This is a genomic window from Gordonia namibiensis NBRC 108229 (assembly GCF_000298235.1).
GTDB classification, from domain to species: Bacteria; Actinomycetota; Actinomycetes; order Mycobacteriales; family Mycobacteriaceae; genus Gordonia; species Gordonia namibiensis.
The window spans coordinates 200,188-216,397 of sequence record NZ_BAHE01000002.1; the positions used below are offsets into that span (position 1 = coordinate 200,188).

The window sequence follows — 16,210 nt, forward strand, 5'->3', positions numbered from 1 at the left end:
CCCGCACAGACAGACGGGCAAACGCTGGTAGTTCGTAGTCTGGCGCTGTTGCCGAGTACCCACGGGCGATATACTGTCGCTGCTCAGCAGCCCGGGTTATTTGACTTCTTAACGCCCTTCGATCAGGCTCTGATATCGGTTCTTCTGGAGCCCAACTGCCTCGAAACGGACGACTAGCAGACCTGAACAACGGGAGTTCAGGTAAAGATCCGGTTGACCTCGGGGTCGGTGGGTTCGAACGTAGTCTCCTAGCCGGAACATGCAACGATTGGACTCGAATGCTGGCTAGTTGACGCACACGAAGCCTGCACCAGGAAAATGTAAGGCAAGACGTGATTGATCCGTTGTATATCACGAGATTAATTTGCCCTCACTCCGTGATCATTCCACCAGCCAGCAAACCGCACGTGGTACTTGACCACTATCGCCTCCTCAGGCTGCTCGGATTCAGGATGCCGTCGGTCGCCAGTCCGCCGAGTCGAATACGCAGCGATCGAATATGCAGGGTTACCAGTAAACCGCTGCATTTGCATCAGACGCAAATCACTCGCTCCTCCCGCCTCACCACTGCCCGCCCGTCGAATATGAGTCGCGCTCCAAAACGGAGAACCTTCAGTTTCGGTGCATGCACCCAGCATGCGACGCCAGCCTCACGGACTTTGCCCCAACCGAATTCGTGGCCTCGCAGCACCTGACGGTATGGCAGTTCTCGAAACTCGAGCCCGGCGGTCGAAATCGGTTACAACGCGAGGGCCTGCGGCGGACCTGCGAGACCAGCCTTGGACTGCCTACTCAGATCGTCGAGAATCTCGAGATCGCCCGCCTCCAGGCCGTCGAGAGCGATGCGCGCGAGTTCGGTCGGCTGGTTGAGCAGCGATTCGGGTAGCTCCATGCCGGCTTGCTCCGCGTAATCGAGCAACGTCTGGGTGGCGATCAAGCCGGGCACCAGAGCACTGACCAGAGTCCCCTGTCCCGCCAACTCCACCCGGACGCCGTTGGTCAGGCCCCACTCCGCAGACTTCGCCGCCGCATAGGCGGTGTTGCCGTCGACCGTGTTCCATGCCGCGGCAGAAAGGACATTGAGGATGGCACCGCCGCCGTTGCGGGCGAGAATCGGGGCGAAAGCGCGGATAACCCGTAGTGTCCCATAGTAATTGGAGTCCATCACAGCACGGATGGCGTCGAGCTCACCGGTGACCAGATTCCCGCCACCGGTGAACGCGGCATTGTTGATCACGACATCGACGTCGTCGGCGACCGCGGCCGCGGCATCGACCGATTCCTGATCGGTGATGTCCAGGCGAAGAACCTGTACACCGGCGACGTCGATGAGTTCCGGCCGCCGTGCCGTTGCGTAGACCTTGGCACCTCGGCGCACCAACTCGGTTGCCAGGGCGTGGCCGAGACCGCGATTGGTTCCGGTGACAAGTGCTGTGGCGTTGGCAAGATTCATTTCATCCCCTCGGGTCGGTCCGGCCGACAAGGTGACCCATCGGTCCGCTTACTCTGGCGACGTTAGCACGTAATCGGACCGCGTGGTCACCTTGTTAGGATCAATCCATGCCGTCACCCGACCGCCCACTACGCGTGGATGCCGCACGTAATCGGCAGTTGCTGCTTGCCGCGGCCGAGGAAGAGTTCGCCGCGCACGGCTTATCGGCTTCGGTCGCCCAGATCGCTCGCCGGGCCGGCGTGGGCAAAGGGACCGTCTTCCGACACTTCGCCAGCAAAGAAGACCTCATGGTGGCGATCGTGGCCGGCCACCTCGACATCCTCATCGACCGCGCGGAACAACTGGCGCAGGCCGACGACCCGCTCGCTGCCCTATTGGAATTCCTGACTCTCGCAGCCGACGAACGGCAGCAGCATGACGTCGATTTCCTCTGGGCGGTCAGCGATGGCGACGCCCGGGTCATCGAACTGCGCATCCGACTGCACGGTGCGATCGAGGCGCTCGTCCACAACGCCAGAGAAGGCGGCAGCATCCGAGATGACGTGACCGCTGCGGATATCTTCCTCTTGATGTGCGCGCCCGTACACGTGGTCAGCAACCTGTCCGATCCCGATCCCGAGCTCTGGAAGCGCTACCTCGCGATCATCTTCGACGGACTCCGTCGAGAGGGTGCAACTCCGCTCCCCCAGCCCGCGCCGGCGCTGCCCTGACCCGCCGCCGGCTTCGGGGTGAACGCGTCGGTCAGCCGCAACCCGTCGACGCGCCGAGCACGTTGCAGAGCGCCTGCAGAGCGTCCGGTTGCGCTCGGTAGAAGACATTCATCCCGCGCCGTTCCGGAACGACCATCCCAGCCTTTCGGAGTTGACCCAGATGATGGCTGGTCGTCGCCTCGGTCAGCCCGACGGCCGGCGCGAGGTCGCAGGTGCAGATCCCCTCCCCTGACTCGTCGGCGAACAGGATCGAGAGCAACTTGATCCGTACTGGGTCGGCAAGTGCCTTGAGCCGCAAGGCAATCTCGAGTGCGGCGTCGTCATTCAGTGGCGCAGCCGATACCGGAGCGCAGCAGATGGGGGCACTGATATCGACGACTGGCAACGTCTTCGGCATGAAGTCATCGTACGCAGGTTTCTTGACATATGTCGAAAAGGTGGCATCCTGCGAGTACTCCGTCAGTTCGATATATGTCTAACAGGTGAAAGGTGGTTGTCATGTCCCGCATGCAGCTCGCACTCAACGTCGATGATCTCGATGCCTCGGTGGAGTTCTACTCGAAGTTGTTCAACACCAGCCCAGCGAAGCTCAAGCCGGGGTATGCCAACTTCGCGATCGCCGAACCACCCTTGAAGCTGGTGTTGCTGGAGAATCCCGGCCAGGGAGGCACGATCAATCATCTCGGTGTCGAGGTCGAGTCAAGTGAAAAGGTCCACGCCGAGATCGCCCGCCTCTCCGGCGAAGATCTGTTCACCCAGGAGGAGATCAACTCCACTTGCTGCTTCGCGAAGCAGGACAAGGTGTGGGTGACCGGGCCTGCCAACGAGAAGTGGGAAGTCTACACCGTGCTCGCGGACTCCGAGACCTTCGGTAACAGCCCCAAACTGCTCGAGCAGACCAGCACAGAGGACGTAGAGGGAACAGTCTGTTGCGGCGGCAGCACCGCCGAGGGCGTCGATACGCGCACCGCCTGTTGCTGAGCACTCGTTGCGATCTCGCGTCCCCGTCTACCGCTCGGATCGGTCGGCGAGGGCGTGGATCCGGGCGGTGATGTCGTCGCGGATCAGACACCTTCGTTCGCTGCCGCCGATTGGACTTTCTCCGTCGGCGACTCGAGGTGGCTGGGAAACCGTCGGCGCAACGCCAGGCTCACATACACCAGGGCCACCAGCACGGGCACCTCGATCAGCGGTCCGATCACCCCGGCCAACGCCTGACCTGAGGTGGCCCCATAGGTTGCGATTGCGACCGCGATCGCCAGTTCGAAGTTGTTGCCGGCAGCTGTGAACGCCAGCGTCGTGGTCCGCTCGTAGCCGAGCCCGAGTAGCGCACCCATCGCGTACCCGCCACCCCACATCACCGCGAAGTAGACGAGCAGCGGCAACGCAATCCGGGCGACGTCCCACGGCTGGGACGTGATCTGTTCCCCTTGCAGAGCGAACAGGATGACGATGGTGAACAGCAGACCATACAGAGCCCACGGACCGAGTCGCGGCAAGAACGAGTCCTCGTACCACTGACGCCCTTTTGCTCGTTCTCCGAGCCGACGAGTGAGATACCCGGCGAGCAACGGAATCCCGAGGAAGATGAGCACCGATTTCGCGATCTGCCACGGCGAGGCGTCGATCGTTGTCTGTTCCAGACCGAGCCAACCGGGCAAGACCGACAGGTAGAAATACCCGAGAACGGCAAACATCACCACCTGGAACACCGAGTTCAACGCCACCAGGACGGCGGCAGCTTCTCGGTCACCGCAGGCAAGGTCGTTCCAGATGATGACCATTGCGATACAACGAGCCAGGCCGACGATGATCAGTCCAGTGCGGTATTCCGGGAGATCTGACAGCAGCAGCCACGCCAGTGCAAACATCAACGCCGGACCGACAATCCAGTTCAGTATCAGCGACCCCACCAGCAGACGACGATCGCCGGTGACCGAGTCGAGCCGGTCGTAGCGCACTTTGGCCAGGACCGGGTACATCATCACCAGAAGGCCTGCAGCGATCGGCAGTGAGATGCCATCGACCTCCACTGCAGCCAGCGCGTCGCCGAGTCCGGTGACCCACCGGCCCAACAGCAGACCGGCCACCATCGCCGCCCCGATCCACACAGGCAGGAACCGGTCAAGCAATGACAACCTTCCTGCTACCGCCGCCTCTCCCCCACTCACTGCCAATCCTCACACGAACGGGACTCACCCTGCACTGCGGAGAGATCCTCCAGGAATCCGGAGAGTTGTTGCAACACAGACGCATTGATTCTGTAGTACACCCACGTAGACCGCCGCTCACTGGTCACCAGACCGGCCTCACGCAACACCTTCAGATGATGCGAGATCGTCGACTGCGACAGATCGAACGGGCCCGAGATATCGCACACGCATGCTTCGCCACCAGGATGCGCAGCCACCTCCGACAACAGACGCAGCCGCACCGGGTCCCCAAGAGCCTTCATCACCGTCGCCGCATCAGCGAACCGCTCGTTATCAAACCCAGGCCAGGCGGTTGTCACCGCGTTCTGTATCGACACTTGTCGATATTGACAATCATCGAATCAGTGGTCAAACCCAAGCGGCGCGTGGCGTTGGTCCTCTATTCCAGAGGCGAGGCGATGCGTTCGATGCGCGGCAACGCGATGGCCAGGACAGGTAGGTACGCCACCGCCCAGAGCGGGGCGCCGAAGCTGAGAACACAACCACCCGCCACCGGGATCACCTCATGTCGCGTGGCGTTCACGCCTCCCACTTTCCAGGCCCACGACCGTCCGTCTACGAACTCGGTGATTTCGAAGGGCAGGGGCACCCCCGCGATGGTCGTGATCGTTCCTCGTACCCCGGACGCCAACTCGGCGTCTCCGAACACACGTGCCCCGGTGACGGTGGGCCCCCATCTCGGCCAGGAGCTCACATCGGTGATGGTTGACCACACCGCTTCGGGAGGCAGGTCCATCCGCACTTCGGCGGTCGGCATACCGTGTCGAAACGAAGTGCGAACTCGCAGTGCCGAGCTCAGCGAGGCGGGGAACATCGAACCATCGTCGCAGAACGTGGCCGGGAGGGCGCCAATCGCCGCGCGCGGGCTCGACCATCTGCTCTGGGTCACGCCGACGTCGCCATCACCATCGTGGGAGGGCGCACTGCAGGCACGGTCGCGCGAATTCATCGAGTGTGGTGGTTCGGATCGACTCGCTGCGTAGCGTCTCAGACCCGGCGCAGCCAGGGCTGGGACGGATCGACCCAAACCTGATCCACCGGACCGATACCCGTCACGGCGATCACGGCCGGTTCGGCGGCATCAGCAAGAGCACCGTCGAAGTGCGGGGTGCCGGCGACCCGCTTGACGAACGACCCCGCCGGGGCCGGCACGGCTGCCCCGGGATCGAAGTCCGAACCGCTGTTGCACCACCACACCCCCGAGACCACCACGCACAGCCTGTCCGTGCGATAGAAGTGAGGAGCGCTCATATAGCCCGGATACCACTTCATGAGGACGAGGTACTGTCCGTACTCTTCCTCCCCGCCTGTGAGCGTCGCCCTTTCCACCGATTGCGCCGGTGTATCCGGCGGTGACTCCCACCGGATGGCATCAGGGAGACGGATGATCGTCTCAGCAGGATTCAGGCGACTCATCTGCGCTCCTCTCAAGACTCCGAAAACTGCTTGCCTCTCGCCTGTTTCGGCCGCTGGTCACCGGCCTTCCTCAGTTCACGCCGCGAGGACAACCCGAGCTTGGCGAAGATCCGACTGAGGTGCCATTCCACCGTGCGCGGACTGATGAACAGATGACTGGCGATCTCGGAGTTGCTGTACCCGTCTCCGGCAAGTCTGGCGATGTAGCTCTCTTGAGTCGTCAGTGTCGTCGTCGATGTGCGACTTCTGTCTCCACGCGAGATTCCGCCGGCGGCCTGGAGTTCCCGGCGCGTCCGCTCGGCGTAACCGTCGGCTCCCATCTGGACGAACATGTCATGCGCGGTCCGCAATTCTTTCCGCGCCTCGCCCCGACGATTCTCACGTCGTAGCCATTCGCCGAAGATCAAGTGGGTACGCGCAGTCATGACCTTGAGTGGCGAACGCTCCAAATGTTCTATCGCAGTGCGATACTCGTCCTCGGCGGCAGAGTCGGTGGCCGTCAGCGCCTTGGCACGCGCGCAGTATCCGAGCGCGGTTGCGGTTCCGGTTGTTTCGGCGAATTCGAGCATCTGCTGTGCGCCTGACAACGCAGTACTGGTGTCGCCGGAGCGGGCCGCGGCCTCGACCATCTCGTTCACCAGGTGGCCGCGCATCCCCACATCGTCGTACTCCAGGGCGGACGTGCATGCCGCCAGTGCCTCATCGTACTGGCAGAGGCCGTTGTTCAAGATCGCCAACGCAAACAGGACGACGGCGATCTCGCTGCCTTCGCCACGCGCCGTGGCATCCTCGATCGTGGTCCGGGCAAGTTCTCTGGCGAGGTCCTCTTGCCCGCGACATGCAGCGAGATAAGTCTGGATGGAGCTGTGCGGCGGCCCGCCGGTGGCAGTGGAGATTGCTTCTGACTGCGCAAGCAGATTCGCCGCCTGCTCGAACTCACCTGCCGTGACACATACCCCCGCGTAGGTGGTCAAGGCGGCGGGTAAGACCGTCAGTTCGCCTGCAGCGTCGAGCTGTTCGAGTTGCCGCTTGTTGATCGAGTTATATGTGTCCTGATCGAGCAGATCGAGTAACACGCGCAGCGTGATGTCGTGCGATCGTGGGTCCGCGAGACCGGCCGCGTCTTCTGTCAGATACTGGTTGATGGCCCGTTGCAACACCGGCGCGGCCGCAGCGTGTCCCTCGGCGAGGCGGAGGATGATTCCCTCGAGGAAGAGGTCGGCGGCCGTGGGCGGTCCGGCCGGCGGTGGGGCCCGTCGCGCGGCGGTTGCTATCGCGGTCGCAGATGCCCCGTCCTCTACGGAGAGACGCCCGACGATCATCGCAGCCATGAGTGCGTCGAGGTAGGTGCTGCGTGCGAGCGCTGGATCCAGCGGTTGCAGCCGTTGCGCGGCAGCCAACAACAACGGAGGTGCGTCTCGACCCCGTTGAGCGGCGAACGCGATCTTTGCTCGCACCAGGTCGGTACGTGCCTGAATCAGTTCGTCTTCGGTACCTGCGACTGCTGCCAGGAGCTGGGTCGCGGCCTCTGGATCACCCGCGTCGAGTTTCGACAACGCCGCGTCGAGCGCGCGTTCGGCCCGGCATCTGGGATCGGGCGTCAGTTCGACGGCGTACGCCAGAAAGGCTGCCGCCGCAGCGGCGCCGCCGCGTCGACGGGCTCGCTCGGCAGACCGGACGAGTTCGGCAGCGACGGCCTCATCCGGAGCGCTCACGGAATGCGCGCGGTGCCAGGCCCGATGTTCGTTCGCGGCAGGATCGGACGCCGCCTCGGCCAGTGCAGCGTGTGCCTGGCGACGCTCCGAAGGAGTTGCGTTGCGATAGATGGCCGAACGAACCAACGGGTGGCGAAACCGCAAGCGGGATTCGACGGTGATCAGACCGGCGCGCTCCGCCGGCACACCGGCGTCGGCGTCGATCTGCAGCTGCGCAGCCGCGGCCCACAGCCGCACCGAGTCGCCGGTCGGTTCCGCCGCCGCGAGGAGCAGCAGAGTCCGCGTTGCCTGGGGCAGTTCGTGTAGACGTTGCTCGTACTCCCGCTCGATCCGCTTGGCGACCGACGTCGCCGCCGCGAGTCCGTAGCCGCCCGCGAGCACGGCGGGAACCATGGCGTGCCGAAGTTCCAGCAGCGCCAACGGATTTCCGTCAGCTTCGGCCAGGATGTTCTCGCGAACTGTCTGATCCAACTGGCCGGGCATGACCTCGGAGAGAAGTCGGTCGGCATCCGCGTGGGTGAGCCTGTCCAATTTCAGGTCGGGCAGACCGTTGAGCTCCGGACGGGCCTCCGGTGTGCGGGTGGCGAAAACCATCACCACCCGGTCGGCGAGGAGCCGGCGCGCGGCGAACGTCAGCGCCTGCAGGGATGCGTGGTCGACCCACTGGGCGTCGTCGATCACGCAGACCGTCGGACGCTCCGCCCCCGCGTCCCCGAGTAGCGTCAGCACCGCCAGACCGACCAGAAGACGGTCGGGCGCACTCCCCTCGCGCAAACCCAGAGCTATCGCCAGCGCATTCTTCTGCGGATCGGGCAGCCCGTCGATGAGACCGAGTAGCGGGCCGCACAGCTGCTGCATGCCGGCATACGCGAGTTCCATCTCCGACTCCGCACCGACGATGCGCACCGCGCGACACCCGTTCTCGGCACCGGCGAGCATCACCGCGAGCAGTACCGTCTTCCCGATACCGGCTTCACCGTGAATGACGAGGACACCGCTCTCGCCGGCTCGGGCGCGATCGCACAACTCGGCGAGCTGCTGCTGTTCACCTTCCCGGCCGATGAGCGTTCTCCCCTCCGCTCTCCAGCCCATACCGGAAATCTTGACACGTGCTCTGGCCTGCGACGACAGGTTCCGTGAGACCCACAGTCCACCCGTCGGTTTCACGGGGATTCGTCCGCCCGTGGTTTCCACGGGGTCGGCGCGACGTCACCGGGGTGTGTGATTTGTGCAGTCGGGGCAGCCATGGTCAATCAGAAGGGTTCCGACAATGACCGACGCCAAGACCGTCCACGAGGTCACCTATGACCTACTCCGCAACCTCGGGCTGACCACAGTGTTCGGCAACCCGGGTTCAACCGAGCAGACGTTCCTGCAGAACTTCCCGGACGACTTCGACTACATCCTCGGATTGCAAGAAGCATCCGTGCTGGCCATGGCCGACGGCTACGCCCAGGTCACCGGGAAGCCGACACTGGTCAACCTGCACACCGCGGCCGGCACCGGCAACGCGATGGGCAGCCTCGTCGCGGCCTACCGCGCGAACACCCCGTTGATCGTCACCGCCGGACAGCAGACCCGCGAGATGTCGCTGTGCGACCCATATCTGAACAACCCCGAAGCCACGCTCATGCCTCAGCCCTGGGTCAAGTGGGCCTTCGAACCCGTCCGTGCCGAGGACGTGCCGGCGGCGTTCATGCGTGCCTACGCGGTCGCGACCCAACCTCCGGCCGGTCCCGTGTTCCTGTCCATCCCTCTCGACGACTGGAACAAGCCGGCGTCGGGTCCGGCTGTGGTCAGAACCGTGAGTCATCGGGTGCAACCCGACTTCGACCGCCTGCGCGAGTTCGCCACCCGGATCAGCCACGCCGAGCGCCCGGTGCTGGTGCTGGGGCCGGAAGTGGACCGCGCCGGCGCCTGGAACGCCGGCATCGCCTTCGCGGAGAAGCTGCGTGCTCCGGTACACGGCGGACCGTTGGCGCCGAGGTGTTCGTTCCCTGAGGACCACCCGCTCTACGCGGGACCGCTGCCTCTGACGATCGCCGGCGTCAATGAGGCGGTGGCGGGTTTCGATCTCGTCGTCGTCATCGGCGCCCAGGTGTTCAGCTACTACCCGTACGTGGCGGGCGACTACCTGCCCGACGGAACCGACCTGTTGCAGATCACCGAGGATCCCCACCTCGCGGCGGTCGCCCCCGTCGGCGACAGCCTGGTCGGCGACATGAACACCGTCCTGGACGAGCTGGTCAAGCTCGTGGACGTACCGGCCGACCGGAAGGCTCCACCCGGACTGAGCCGCAACCTGGGCGCCGACCTCCCCGTGTCGAACGCGCCGATGATGCCCAACGACGTCTACGCGGTCCTGCGTTCGGTCAAGCCCGACGACGCAGCGGTCGTCATGGAGTCCACCTCCACTTTGGCCGACCTCATCCAGTGGTGGCCGACCCGGCACACGGCCAGCTTCTTCGCCACCGGCAGCGGAGGAATCGGCTGGGGCGTACCCGCGGCGGTCGGCGTCGCGCTAGGCGACCGGGCTCGCGGAGTGCGGCGAACCGTCGTGGCCTCGATCGGCGACGGCTCGTTCCAGTACTCGATCCAGGCGATCTGGACCGCCGCACAGCACAAACTCCCGATCGTGTTCGTCGTCCAACGCAACGGCGAATACTGCGTACTGAAATCCTTTGCGCTGCTCGAGGAGACACCCAACGTACCCGGCCTCGACCTCCCGGGACTCGACATCGTCTCGCTTGCCGCAGGTTTCGGCTGCCGGACGGCGGAGGTGGACAGCACTGCGGATCTGACCCAGGAGTTCAAAGCAGCCCTCGAGGCCGACGGGCCCACCGTTCTCGTCGTGCCGACCAAGCCACATCTGCCGGCCCTGGGTTGAACGATGCCCGTCTACACGTGCACCACGGTGCAGTCGACGCTGAGCGCCGGAGTCAAAGCCCAGCTCGCCGCAGAGGTGACCAGGATCCACTCGATGATCAATCACGTGCCCAGTACGTATGTGAACGTCGTCTTCTGTGAACTCCCGCAGGACGCGGTGTTCACCGATGGGCAACCGGCGCAACCGCTTCTGATCAACGGATGGGTCCGCACGGGCCATCCGGAAGCACAGAGCAGCCAGCTGGTCGCGGAGGTCGCCTCGGCGGCTTCCCGAGTCACCGGCATCCCTGCGAAACGGGTCCTGGTCGTGATACAGAACAGCCCAGCACATCTGGCCATCGAGGGTGGTCGGGCGCTGCCCGATCCAGGCGAAGAAGAAGCCTGGTTACGGGAAGGCGCGGCCGAGGGATCGGAAGTGAGCTGATATGCCGGCTCCGCCCCGGCTCTGCGATCGCGTGCGGCGCATCGGCGCGCTGACGGTCATCGCCGCAGTGGCGGCCGCGATGTTCAGCGGATCGTCGGCCATCTCGGCCGCCGCTCCCCCGGTCGGTGCGCGGCCGACGGTCGTACTCGTGCACGGTGCGTGGGCCGACACCTCGAGCTGGGACGGAGTCGTGTCGGCGCTGCAGCGGCGGGGCTACGAGGCGCGCGCGATCGCCAACCCCCTGGAGAACCTCACCACCGATTCCGAGTACGTCGCGAGTTTCCTGAGGACGGTGCGCGCCCCGGTCGTCCTGGTCGGACACTCCTATGGGGGTTCGGTCATCACCAATGCAGCGGCGGGGAACCCCGGCGTGAGGGCACTCGTCTACGTAGACGCCGCGGCTCCGGCCGTCGGAGAGACCAACGGCTCGCTGAGCGGAGCGGATTCCGTCCTGAAGAAGAAGCCAGACGCAGAACTGTTCGACAAACTCCCGTATCCGGGCGCACCCCCGGGAGCTGCCGACCTCTACCTGAAGAAAGACATCTTCGTGCGGCACTTCGCCGGCGACCTACCCGCAGTCCACGCCACCCGACTGTGGGCGACGCAGCGCGCGGCGTCGACCGCGGCCTTCGGCACGCCGTCGAAGTTCGCGGCGTGGGAGACCATCCCCTCGTGGTACTTCATCAGCAGCGGTGACCAGATCATCACGCCCACTTCGGAGAAGGCCATGGCACGGCGGGCGCGCTCCCAGGTGACCATCTTCGACGGCGGGTCGCACCTCACCTTGATCTCCCACCCGGAAGCGGTGACCGCCGTGATCGAGCAAGCCCTCGCGTCGGTGCGGTGACACAGCCGCCATGACCACGACCACCCCCCGCTGGGACTCCCGACGCACAGCCAAAGCCGAACGACTCCAAGCCGGTAGCCGCTACTGCACAGGTAAGGAGATCACCCCGGACAAGCTCGGCGATCTGTTCCACGACCTGATCCGCCCGGGCGACCGGGTGGCGCTGGAAGGCGACAACCAGAAGCAGGCCGACTTCCTCTCTCGTACCCTGGCCGACTGCGACCCCTCACGAATCAACAACCTGCACATGGTGATCTCCTCGGTGTCGCGGCCCGAGCATCTCGACCTGTTCGACCGGGGCATCGCAACGAAACTCGACCTGGCCTACGCGGGCCCGCAGAGCGTGCGGATCGCCCAGATGGTCGAAGACGGCACCGTGCACATCGGCGCCATCCACACCTATGTCGAGTTGTACGCCCGGATGTTCGTCGACCTCGCCCCCGACGTCGTGCTGCTGTGCGCCGAACTCGCCGACCGCCACGGCAATCTCTACACCGGCGCGAACACCGAAGACACCCCGACCATCGCCGAGGCCGCCGCCTTCCACGACGGGGTGGTGATCGTGCAGGTCAACGAGATCGTCGACACCGCGTCCCTGCCCCGCGTCGACATACCCAGTGGCTGGGTGGATTTCGTGGTGCAAGCCGATCGGCCGTTCTACCTGGAGCCACTGTTCACCAGGGATCCGCGCCACATCGGACCCGTCGAGATCCTGAAGGCCATGATCGCGATCCGCGGGGTGTACGAACGGCACCAGGTGATCTCTCTCAATCACGGCGTCGGATTCGACACCGCCGCCATCGAATTGCTACTTCCGACATACGGCGAGACGCTGGGTCTAAAGGGCACGATCGCCAGACACTGGGTGCTCAATCCCCACCCGACGCTGATTCCGGCGATCGAATCGGGATGGGTGGACTCGATCCACAGCTTCGGCGGCGAAGCCGGAATGAACCGGTACGCCGCTGCGCGGCCCGACGTGTTCTTCACCGGGGCCGACGGGTCGCTGCGATCCAACCGGGTCCTGGCACAACTGGCCGGGCAGTACGCCATCGACATGTTCATCGGCTCCTCGTTGCAGATCGATGCAGAAGCAAACTCGTCCACTGTCACAGACGGCCGGCTGTCCGGGTTCGGCGGAGCTCCCAACATGGGCCACGACCCGCACGGACGACGACACACCTCCGCCGCGTGGCTGGACCTCGCACACGGCGACGGCGCGGGGCGTCGTGGCCGAAAGCTCGTGGTCCAGATGGCGCAGACATTCCGCCAGGGAGGTGTACCCACCTTCGTGGAAACCCTCGACGCCGTCACCGTGGGCGAGCAGGCCGGGATGCCATTGCCGCCGGTGATGATCTACGGCGACGACGTGTCCCACGTGGTCACCGAGGAAGGCGTCGCGTACCTCTACAAGGCGCACTCGCTCGCCGACCGCCGCGCCGCGCTGGCTGCGATAGCGGGTGTCACGCCGGTGGGACGCACCGCACATCCCCAGCAAGTGGAGGCGTTGCGGTCCGACGGCCTGGTCGCCTTTCCCGAAGACCTCGAGGTCGAGACCCGCCTCGCCGACCGTTCCCTGCTGGCCGCGCGCAGTATCGAGGACCTGGTCGCGTGGTCCGGTGGTCTGTACGAGCCGCCGTCGCAGTTCCGGGACTGGTGACGATGCGCGCCACAGCACCACTCGCCGACACCGAGATCGCCGACCTCGCGGTGGCAGCCATCCACGCCGAAGCCGACCTCACCCCGAAGCCGGGCCTCGTGGACCGGCGGGGACCCGGCGCGCACACCGACATGGACCTCGAGATGCTGCACACCTCAGCCGACTCGCTGCACACGGCGTTGGCCGCGTGCGCCTCTGCGGCAGCACAACCTCTGTCCGACGCCGAGCTGCGGACGAGGCTGGGCGAGATCGGCCGCGCGGGCGAACATGCGATGCTTGCAGCCACCGGACAGGTCAACACCCACCGTGGCACGCTATGGGCGCTGGGGCTGCTCAGCGCCGGGGCGGCCCGGGGCGGCGACGCCGTGACCATTGCGGCTCGGTTGGCCGCCATCCCCGACCCGTACGCCTCGTCGAGGACAACCGACAAGATGTCCCACGGGTCTCGAGTTCGCCGGCGTTACAACGGGTCCGGAGCCGTAGGCGAAGCGCAGGAGGGCTTTCCGCACGTGCGCCGCCACGCACTCCCCACATTGCGCGCCGCCCGCAGATCCGGAGCCGACGAGGCGACGGCACGCCTGTCGGCATTGTTGGCGCTCGTGGCGACGCTGGAGGACACGTGCGTGCTGCACCGGGGCGGTCCCCGCGGGTTGATGACTCTGCAGTCGGGCGCCCGGGCGGTGTTGAATGCTGGTGGAGTCGGTACAGCACAGGGCCGCCGACACTTCAACGCACTCGACGATGTGTGTCTGACGCAGCATCTTTCGCCAGGCGGGAGCGGAGACCTGCTGTCCGCCACTCTGTTTCTCGATGCGCTGGAGAAAAGGATCACCGAGTCATGCAGACCCTGAACTACCGGTTCCCGGCCCAGCAGATCCCGGCGGAGGCAATACACGTCGGGGTGGTCGCGTCGGGCGATCTCGAAATCCTCCTCGAGCAACCGGCGACAGGGGAGCCTGGCGACTGCGCCACCGTCCGTGTCCGCACCAGCGTCGATGGATTCGACACCATCTGGCAGGACGTTCTGGAGCGCTTCTTCACCCGCATTCCCCTTGCGGGATATTGGGAGATCAACGACTTCGGTGCGACGCCAGGAGTGGTGAACCTGCGATTACGCCAGGCCGGCGAAGCCGCATCGGCGACGGCGGCAGCATCATGACCGACACCGACGTCGAACTGTTGGCCGGTCAGAGCTGGCAGGAGCTCTTGGCACGACGCAGCTTCATAGAACTGGATGCGCTGAGTCGGGCGACCATGCTGCTCGATCCCGATTCGGTACGAGTGCTGGCCGGACCTTTCGACCGGATCGAGTCACCGTGGCTGGAGCGCCAGGGCATCACACCGCAGGCCGACGACGGCACCGTCATCGCCACCGGCACCATCGACGGGCATGCCGCCGTCGTCGCGGCGATCGAACAAGGCTTCCAGGGCGGTGGAACGGGTGAGGTATCCGGCGCCAAGATCTCCCAGGCGCTGCTGTTGGCGGCCTCGGACACCCGGGCGGGCCGGCCGACCGCCGCAGTCATCCTGTTCGAGACCGGTGGGGTCCGGCTACAGGAAGCCAACCTGGGGCTCAACGCCGTGGCCGAAATCTGCTCGGCGGTCCTGGATCTCCGGCCGCTCGCACCGGTGATCGGGTTGGTGGCCGGAACAGTCGGCTCGTTCGGCGGCATGAGTATCGCGGCCGGGTTGTGCAGTCGGCTGATCGTCACTCCGCAGGCGCGAATCGGGCTCGACGGTCCGGCTGTGATCGAACAGGAGGCCGGCATCGACGAATTCGAATCCCGGGACCACGCCTTAATTTGGGCGGTCGACGGCGGCGAGCAACGCTGCGCCATCGGATTGGCCGACGACCTGGTCCCCGACGATGTACACCTGTTGCGCGACGCGGTGATCGACGCAGTGCGTTCGGGTGCCCTCCCGGAGGGTGGGCACCGAAGCGAGCGCCTCGACGTGCTGGCGTCGCGGCTCGACGTGCTGGACCCCGCCGACGCGCCGTCTCCGTACGACCTCCGGACACTGTGGGGCACAACCTATGAACCGGTAACCGTGGCCGCGCCGGCCACCGCACGCGAAGACACCCATTCCCCTGTGAGCCGGGGCAGAACGTGGCTGCACGCGCTGACCGATGCGCTTCCGGAGCCGATCATCCCGTCGGTTCTGGCCGCGACGACGGCAGACGCACGCTATCTCGCGGTGGTCACGGACCCGGCCAACCGGTTCTATCGGGCGCGTCAGGGGCAGGTCGGCCTCACCGAATCGCTCGCCCTGGCTCGCGCGGTTCGAGAACTCGTCCAAACCGACCGGCACTCCGAGAACAAGCGGGCGATCATCGCGGTCGTCGACCTGCCCAGCCAGGCCTACGGGCGCTACGAAGAGATGGGCGGCCTACACCAGGCGATGGCCGCGGCCACCGACGCCTACCACTGCGCCCGTACCGCCGGCCACCCCGTGGTCGCGCTCGTGGTGGGTAGGGCGCTCTCGGGAGGTTTCCTCACGCACGGTTTGCAGGCGAATCAAATTGTCGCGCTGGATGACCCGGGTGTGGAGATCCATGCGATGCACAGGGAGGCCGCGGCTCGCATCACCCTGCGGACCGTCGACGAACTCGACGAGCTCGCGAAGACCGTCGCGCCGATGAGTTACGACGTCGCGGACTGGGCAACACTCGGCTTCTGCGACGGACTGCTGACTGTCGCCGACGCCGACAACCCCACCCCGGACGATGTTGCACGGGTCGACGCGGCGCTCTCCGACGCCGTCCAGCGCGCCCGCAGCGGCCCCGGCGATCTGTCCAACCGGCTCGAGTCCGACGCTGCCGTGACCACCAGACACGCCTCGCGTGCGGTACGCGTCGCTCTGGCGCGCGAGTGGAATCCCCGGTGA

The 16,210-nt window shown here is 65.4% G+C and carries 16 protein-coding genes; 9 read left to right on the forward strand and 7 right to left on the reverse strand.

The features are described 5' to 3' along the window. Nucleotides 1-739: 739 nt before the first annotated feature. Nucleotides 740-1,453 carry an SDR family NAD(P)-dependent oxidoreductase gene (locus GONAM_RS01120; RefSeq protein WP_006864931.1) on the reverse strand — a complete coding sequence of 238 codons (714 nt, stop codon included), beginning with the start codon at nucleotides 1,451-1,453 and terminating at the stop codon, nucleotides 740-742. Nucleotides 1,454-1,560: 107 nt separating this feature from the next. Here GONAM_RS01120 and GONAM_RS01125 point away from each other — a divergent pair, with 107 nt between their 5' ends. Further along, on the forward strand, nucleotides 1,561-2,163 hold the full coding sequence (locus GONAM_RS01125) for a TetR/AcrR family transcriptional regulator (protein WP_006864932.1): 603 nt from the start codon (nucleotides 1,561-1,563) through the stop codon (nucleotides 2,161-2,163). A gap of 31 nt (nucleotides 2,164-2,194) precedes the next feature. Here GONAM_RS01125 and GONAM_RS01130 read toward each other — a convergent pair whose 3' ends face one another. Next, complete coding sequence (locus GONAM_RS01130) at nucleotides 2,195-2,560, reverse strand: Rv2640c family ArsR-like transcriptional regulator (RefSeq protein WP_006864933.1); 366 nt, start codon at nucleotides 2,558-2,560, stop codon at nucleotides 2,195-2,197. 101 nt (nucleotides 2,561-2,661) lie between these two features. Between GONAM_RS01130 and GONAM_RS01135 the strand changes: the two genes are divergently transcribed. Beyond that, on the forward strand, nucleotides 2,662-3,144 hold the full coding sequence (locus GONAM_RS01135) for an ArsI/CadI family heavy metal resistance metalloenzyme (protein ID WP_006864934.1): 483 nt from the start codon (nucleotides 2,662-2,664) through the stop codon (nucleotides 3,142-3,144). Between the two features lie 83 nt (nucleotides 3,145-3,227). On the opposite strand, the gene arsB is transcribed toward GONAM_RS01135, so the two are convergent. The 5 genes from arsB to GONAM_RS01160 form a co-directional block, all read right to left on the reverse strand. Continuing rightward, nucleotides 3,228-4,334: an ACR3 family arsenite efflux transporter gene (arsB, locus tag GONAM_RS01140; protein WP_040534925.1), complete on the reverse strand. Its 1,107-nt coding sequence runs from the start codon at nucleotides 4,332-4,334 to the stop codon at nucleotides 3,228-3,230. Further along, nucleotides 4,331-4,618, reverse strand: a complete 288-nt coding sequence (locus tag GONAM_RS01145; protein ID WP_083876362.1) for an ArsR/SmtB family transcription factor — start codon at nucleotides 4,616-4,618, stop codon at nucleotides 4,331-4,333. Before GONAM_RS01145 ends, arsB begins: the two co-directional genes overlap by 4 nt. 137 nt (nucleotides 4,619-4,755) lie before the next feature. After that, the gene (locus GONAM_RS01150; RefSeq protein ID WP_006864937.1) at nucleotides 4,756-5,133 is read right to left on the reverse strand and encodes an SRPBCC family protein; all 378 of its coding nucleotides are present in this window, start codon (nucleotides 5,131-5,133) and stop codon (nucleotides 4,756-4,758) included. A gap of 230 nt (nucleotides 5,134-5,363) precedes the next feature. Then, the gene (locus GONAM_RS01155; RefSeq protein ID WP_006864938.1) at nucleotides 5,364-5,792 is read right to left on the reverse strand and encodes a cupin domain-containing protein; all 429 of its coding nucleotides are present in this window, start codon (nucleotides 5,790-5,792) and stop codon (nucleotides 5,364-5,366) included. Nucleotides 5,793-5,803: 11 nt separating this feature from the next. Continuing rightward, the gene (locus tag GONAM_RS01160) at nucleotides 5,804-8,599 is read right to left on the reverse strand and encodes a helix-turn-helix transcriptional regulator (protein ID WP_157159115.1); all 2,796 of its coding nucleotides are present in this window, start codon (nucleotides 8,597-8,599) and stop codon (nucleotides 5,804-5,806) included. A 178-nt stretch (nucleotides 8,600-8,777) separates the two neighbouring features. Between GONAM_RS01160 and mdlC the strand changes: the two genes are divergently transcribed. From mdlC to mdcD, 7 genes are read left to right on the forward strand one after another with little or no spacing between them, the layout of a single operon-like run. Continuing rightward, nucleotides 8,778-10,394, forward strand: a complete 1,617-nt coding sequence (gene mdlC / locus GONAM_RS01165; protein ID WP_006864940.1) for a benzoylformate decarboxylase — start codon at nucleotides 8,778-8,780, stop codon at nucleotides 10,392-10,394. 3 nt (nucleotides 10,395-10,397) lie between these two features. Further along, nucleotides 10,398-10,817 (forward strand): tautomerase family protein, encoded by a 420-nt coding sequence (locus GONAM_RS01170; RefSeq protein WP_006864941.1) that lies wholly within the window; start codon nucleotides 10,398-10,400, stop codon nucleotides 10,815-10,817. Between the two features lies 1 nt (nucleotide 10,818). Beyond that, nucleotides 10,819-11,664, forward strand: coding sequence for an alpha/beta fold hydrolase (locus GONAM_RS01175; protein WP_006864942.1), 846 nt, complete (start codon nucleotides 10,819-10,821; stop codon nucleotides 11,662-11,664). A gap of 10 nt (nucleotides 11,665-11,674) precedes the next feature. Further along, nucleotides 11,675-13,324: a malonate decarboxylase subunit alpha gene (mdcA, locus tag GONAM_RS01180; protein ID WP_006864943.1), complete on the forward strand. Its 1,650-nt coding sequence runs from the start codon at nucleotides 11,675-11,677 to the stop codon at nucleotides 13,322-13,324. A 2-nt stretch (nucleotides 13,325-13,326) separates the two neighbouring features. After that, nucleotides 13,327-14,175, forward strand: coding sequence for a triphosphoribosyl-dephospho-CoA synthase (locus GONAM_RS01185; protein ID WP_006864944.1), 849 nt, complete (start codon nucleotides 13,327-13,329; stop codon nucleotides 14,173-14,175). After that, a complete protein-coding gene (gene mdcC / locus GONAM_RS01190) occupies nucleotides 14,163-14,483 on the forward strand; it encodes a malonate decarboxylase acyl carrier protein (protein WP_006864945.1) in 321 nt (106 codons plus the stop codon). The genes GONAM_RS01185 and mdcC overlap by 13 nt, the downstream gene beginning before the upstream one ends. After that, a complete protein-coding gene (gene mdcD, locus GONAM_RS01195; RefSeq protein WP_051992429.1) occupies nucleotides 14,480-16,210 on the forward strand; it encodes a biotin-independent malonate decarboxylase subunit beta in 1,731 nt (576 codons plus the stop codon). The genes mdcC and mdcD overlap by 4 nt, the downstream gene beginning before the upstream one ends.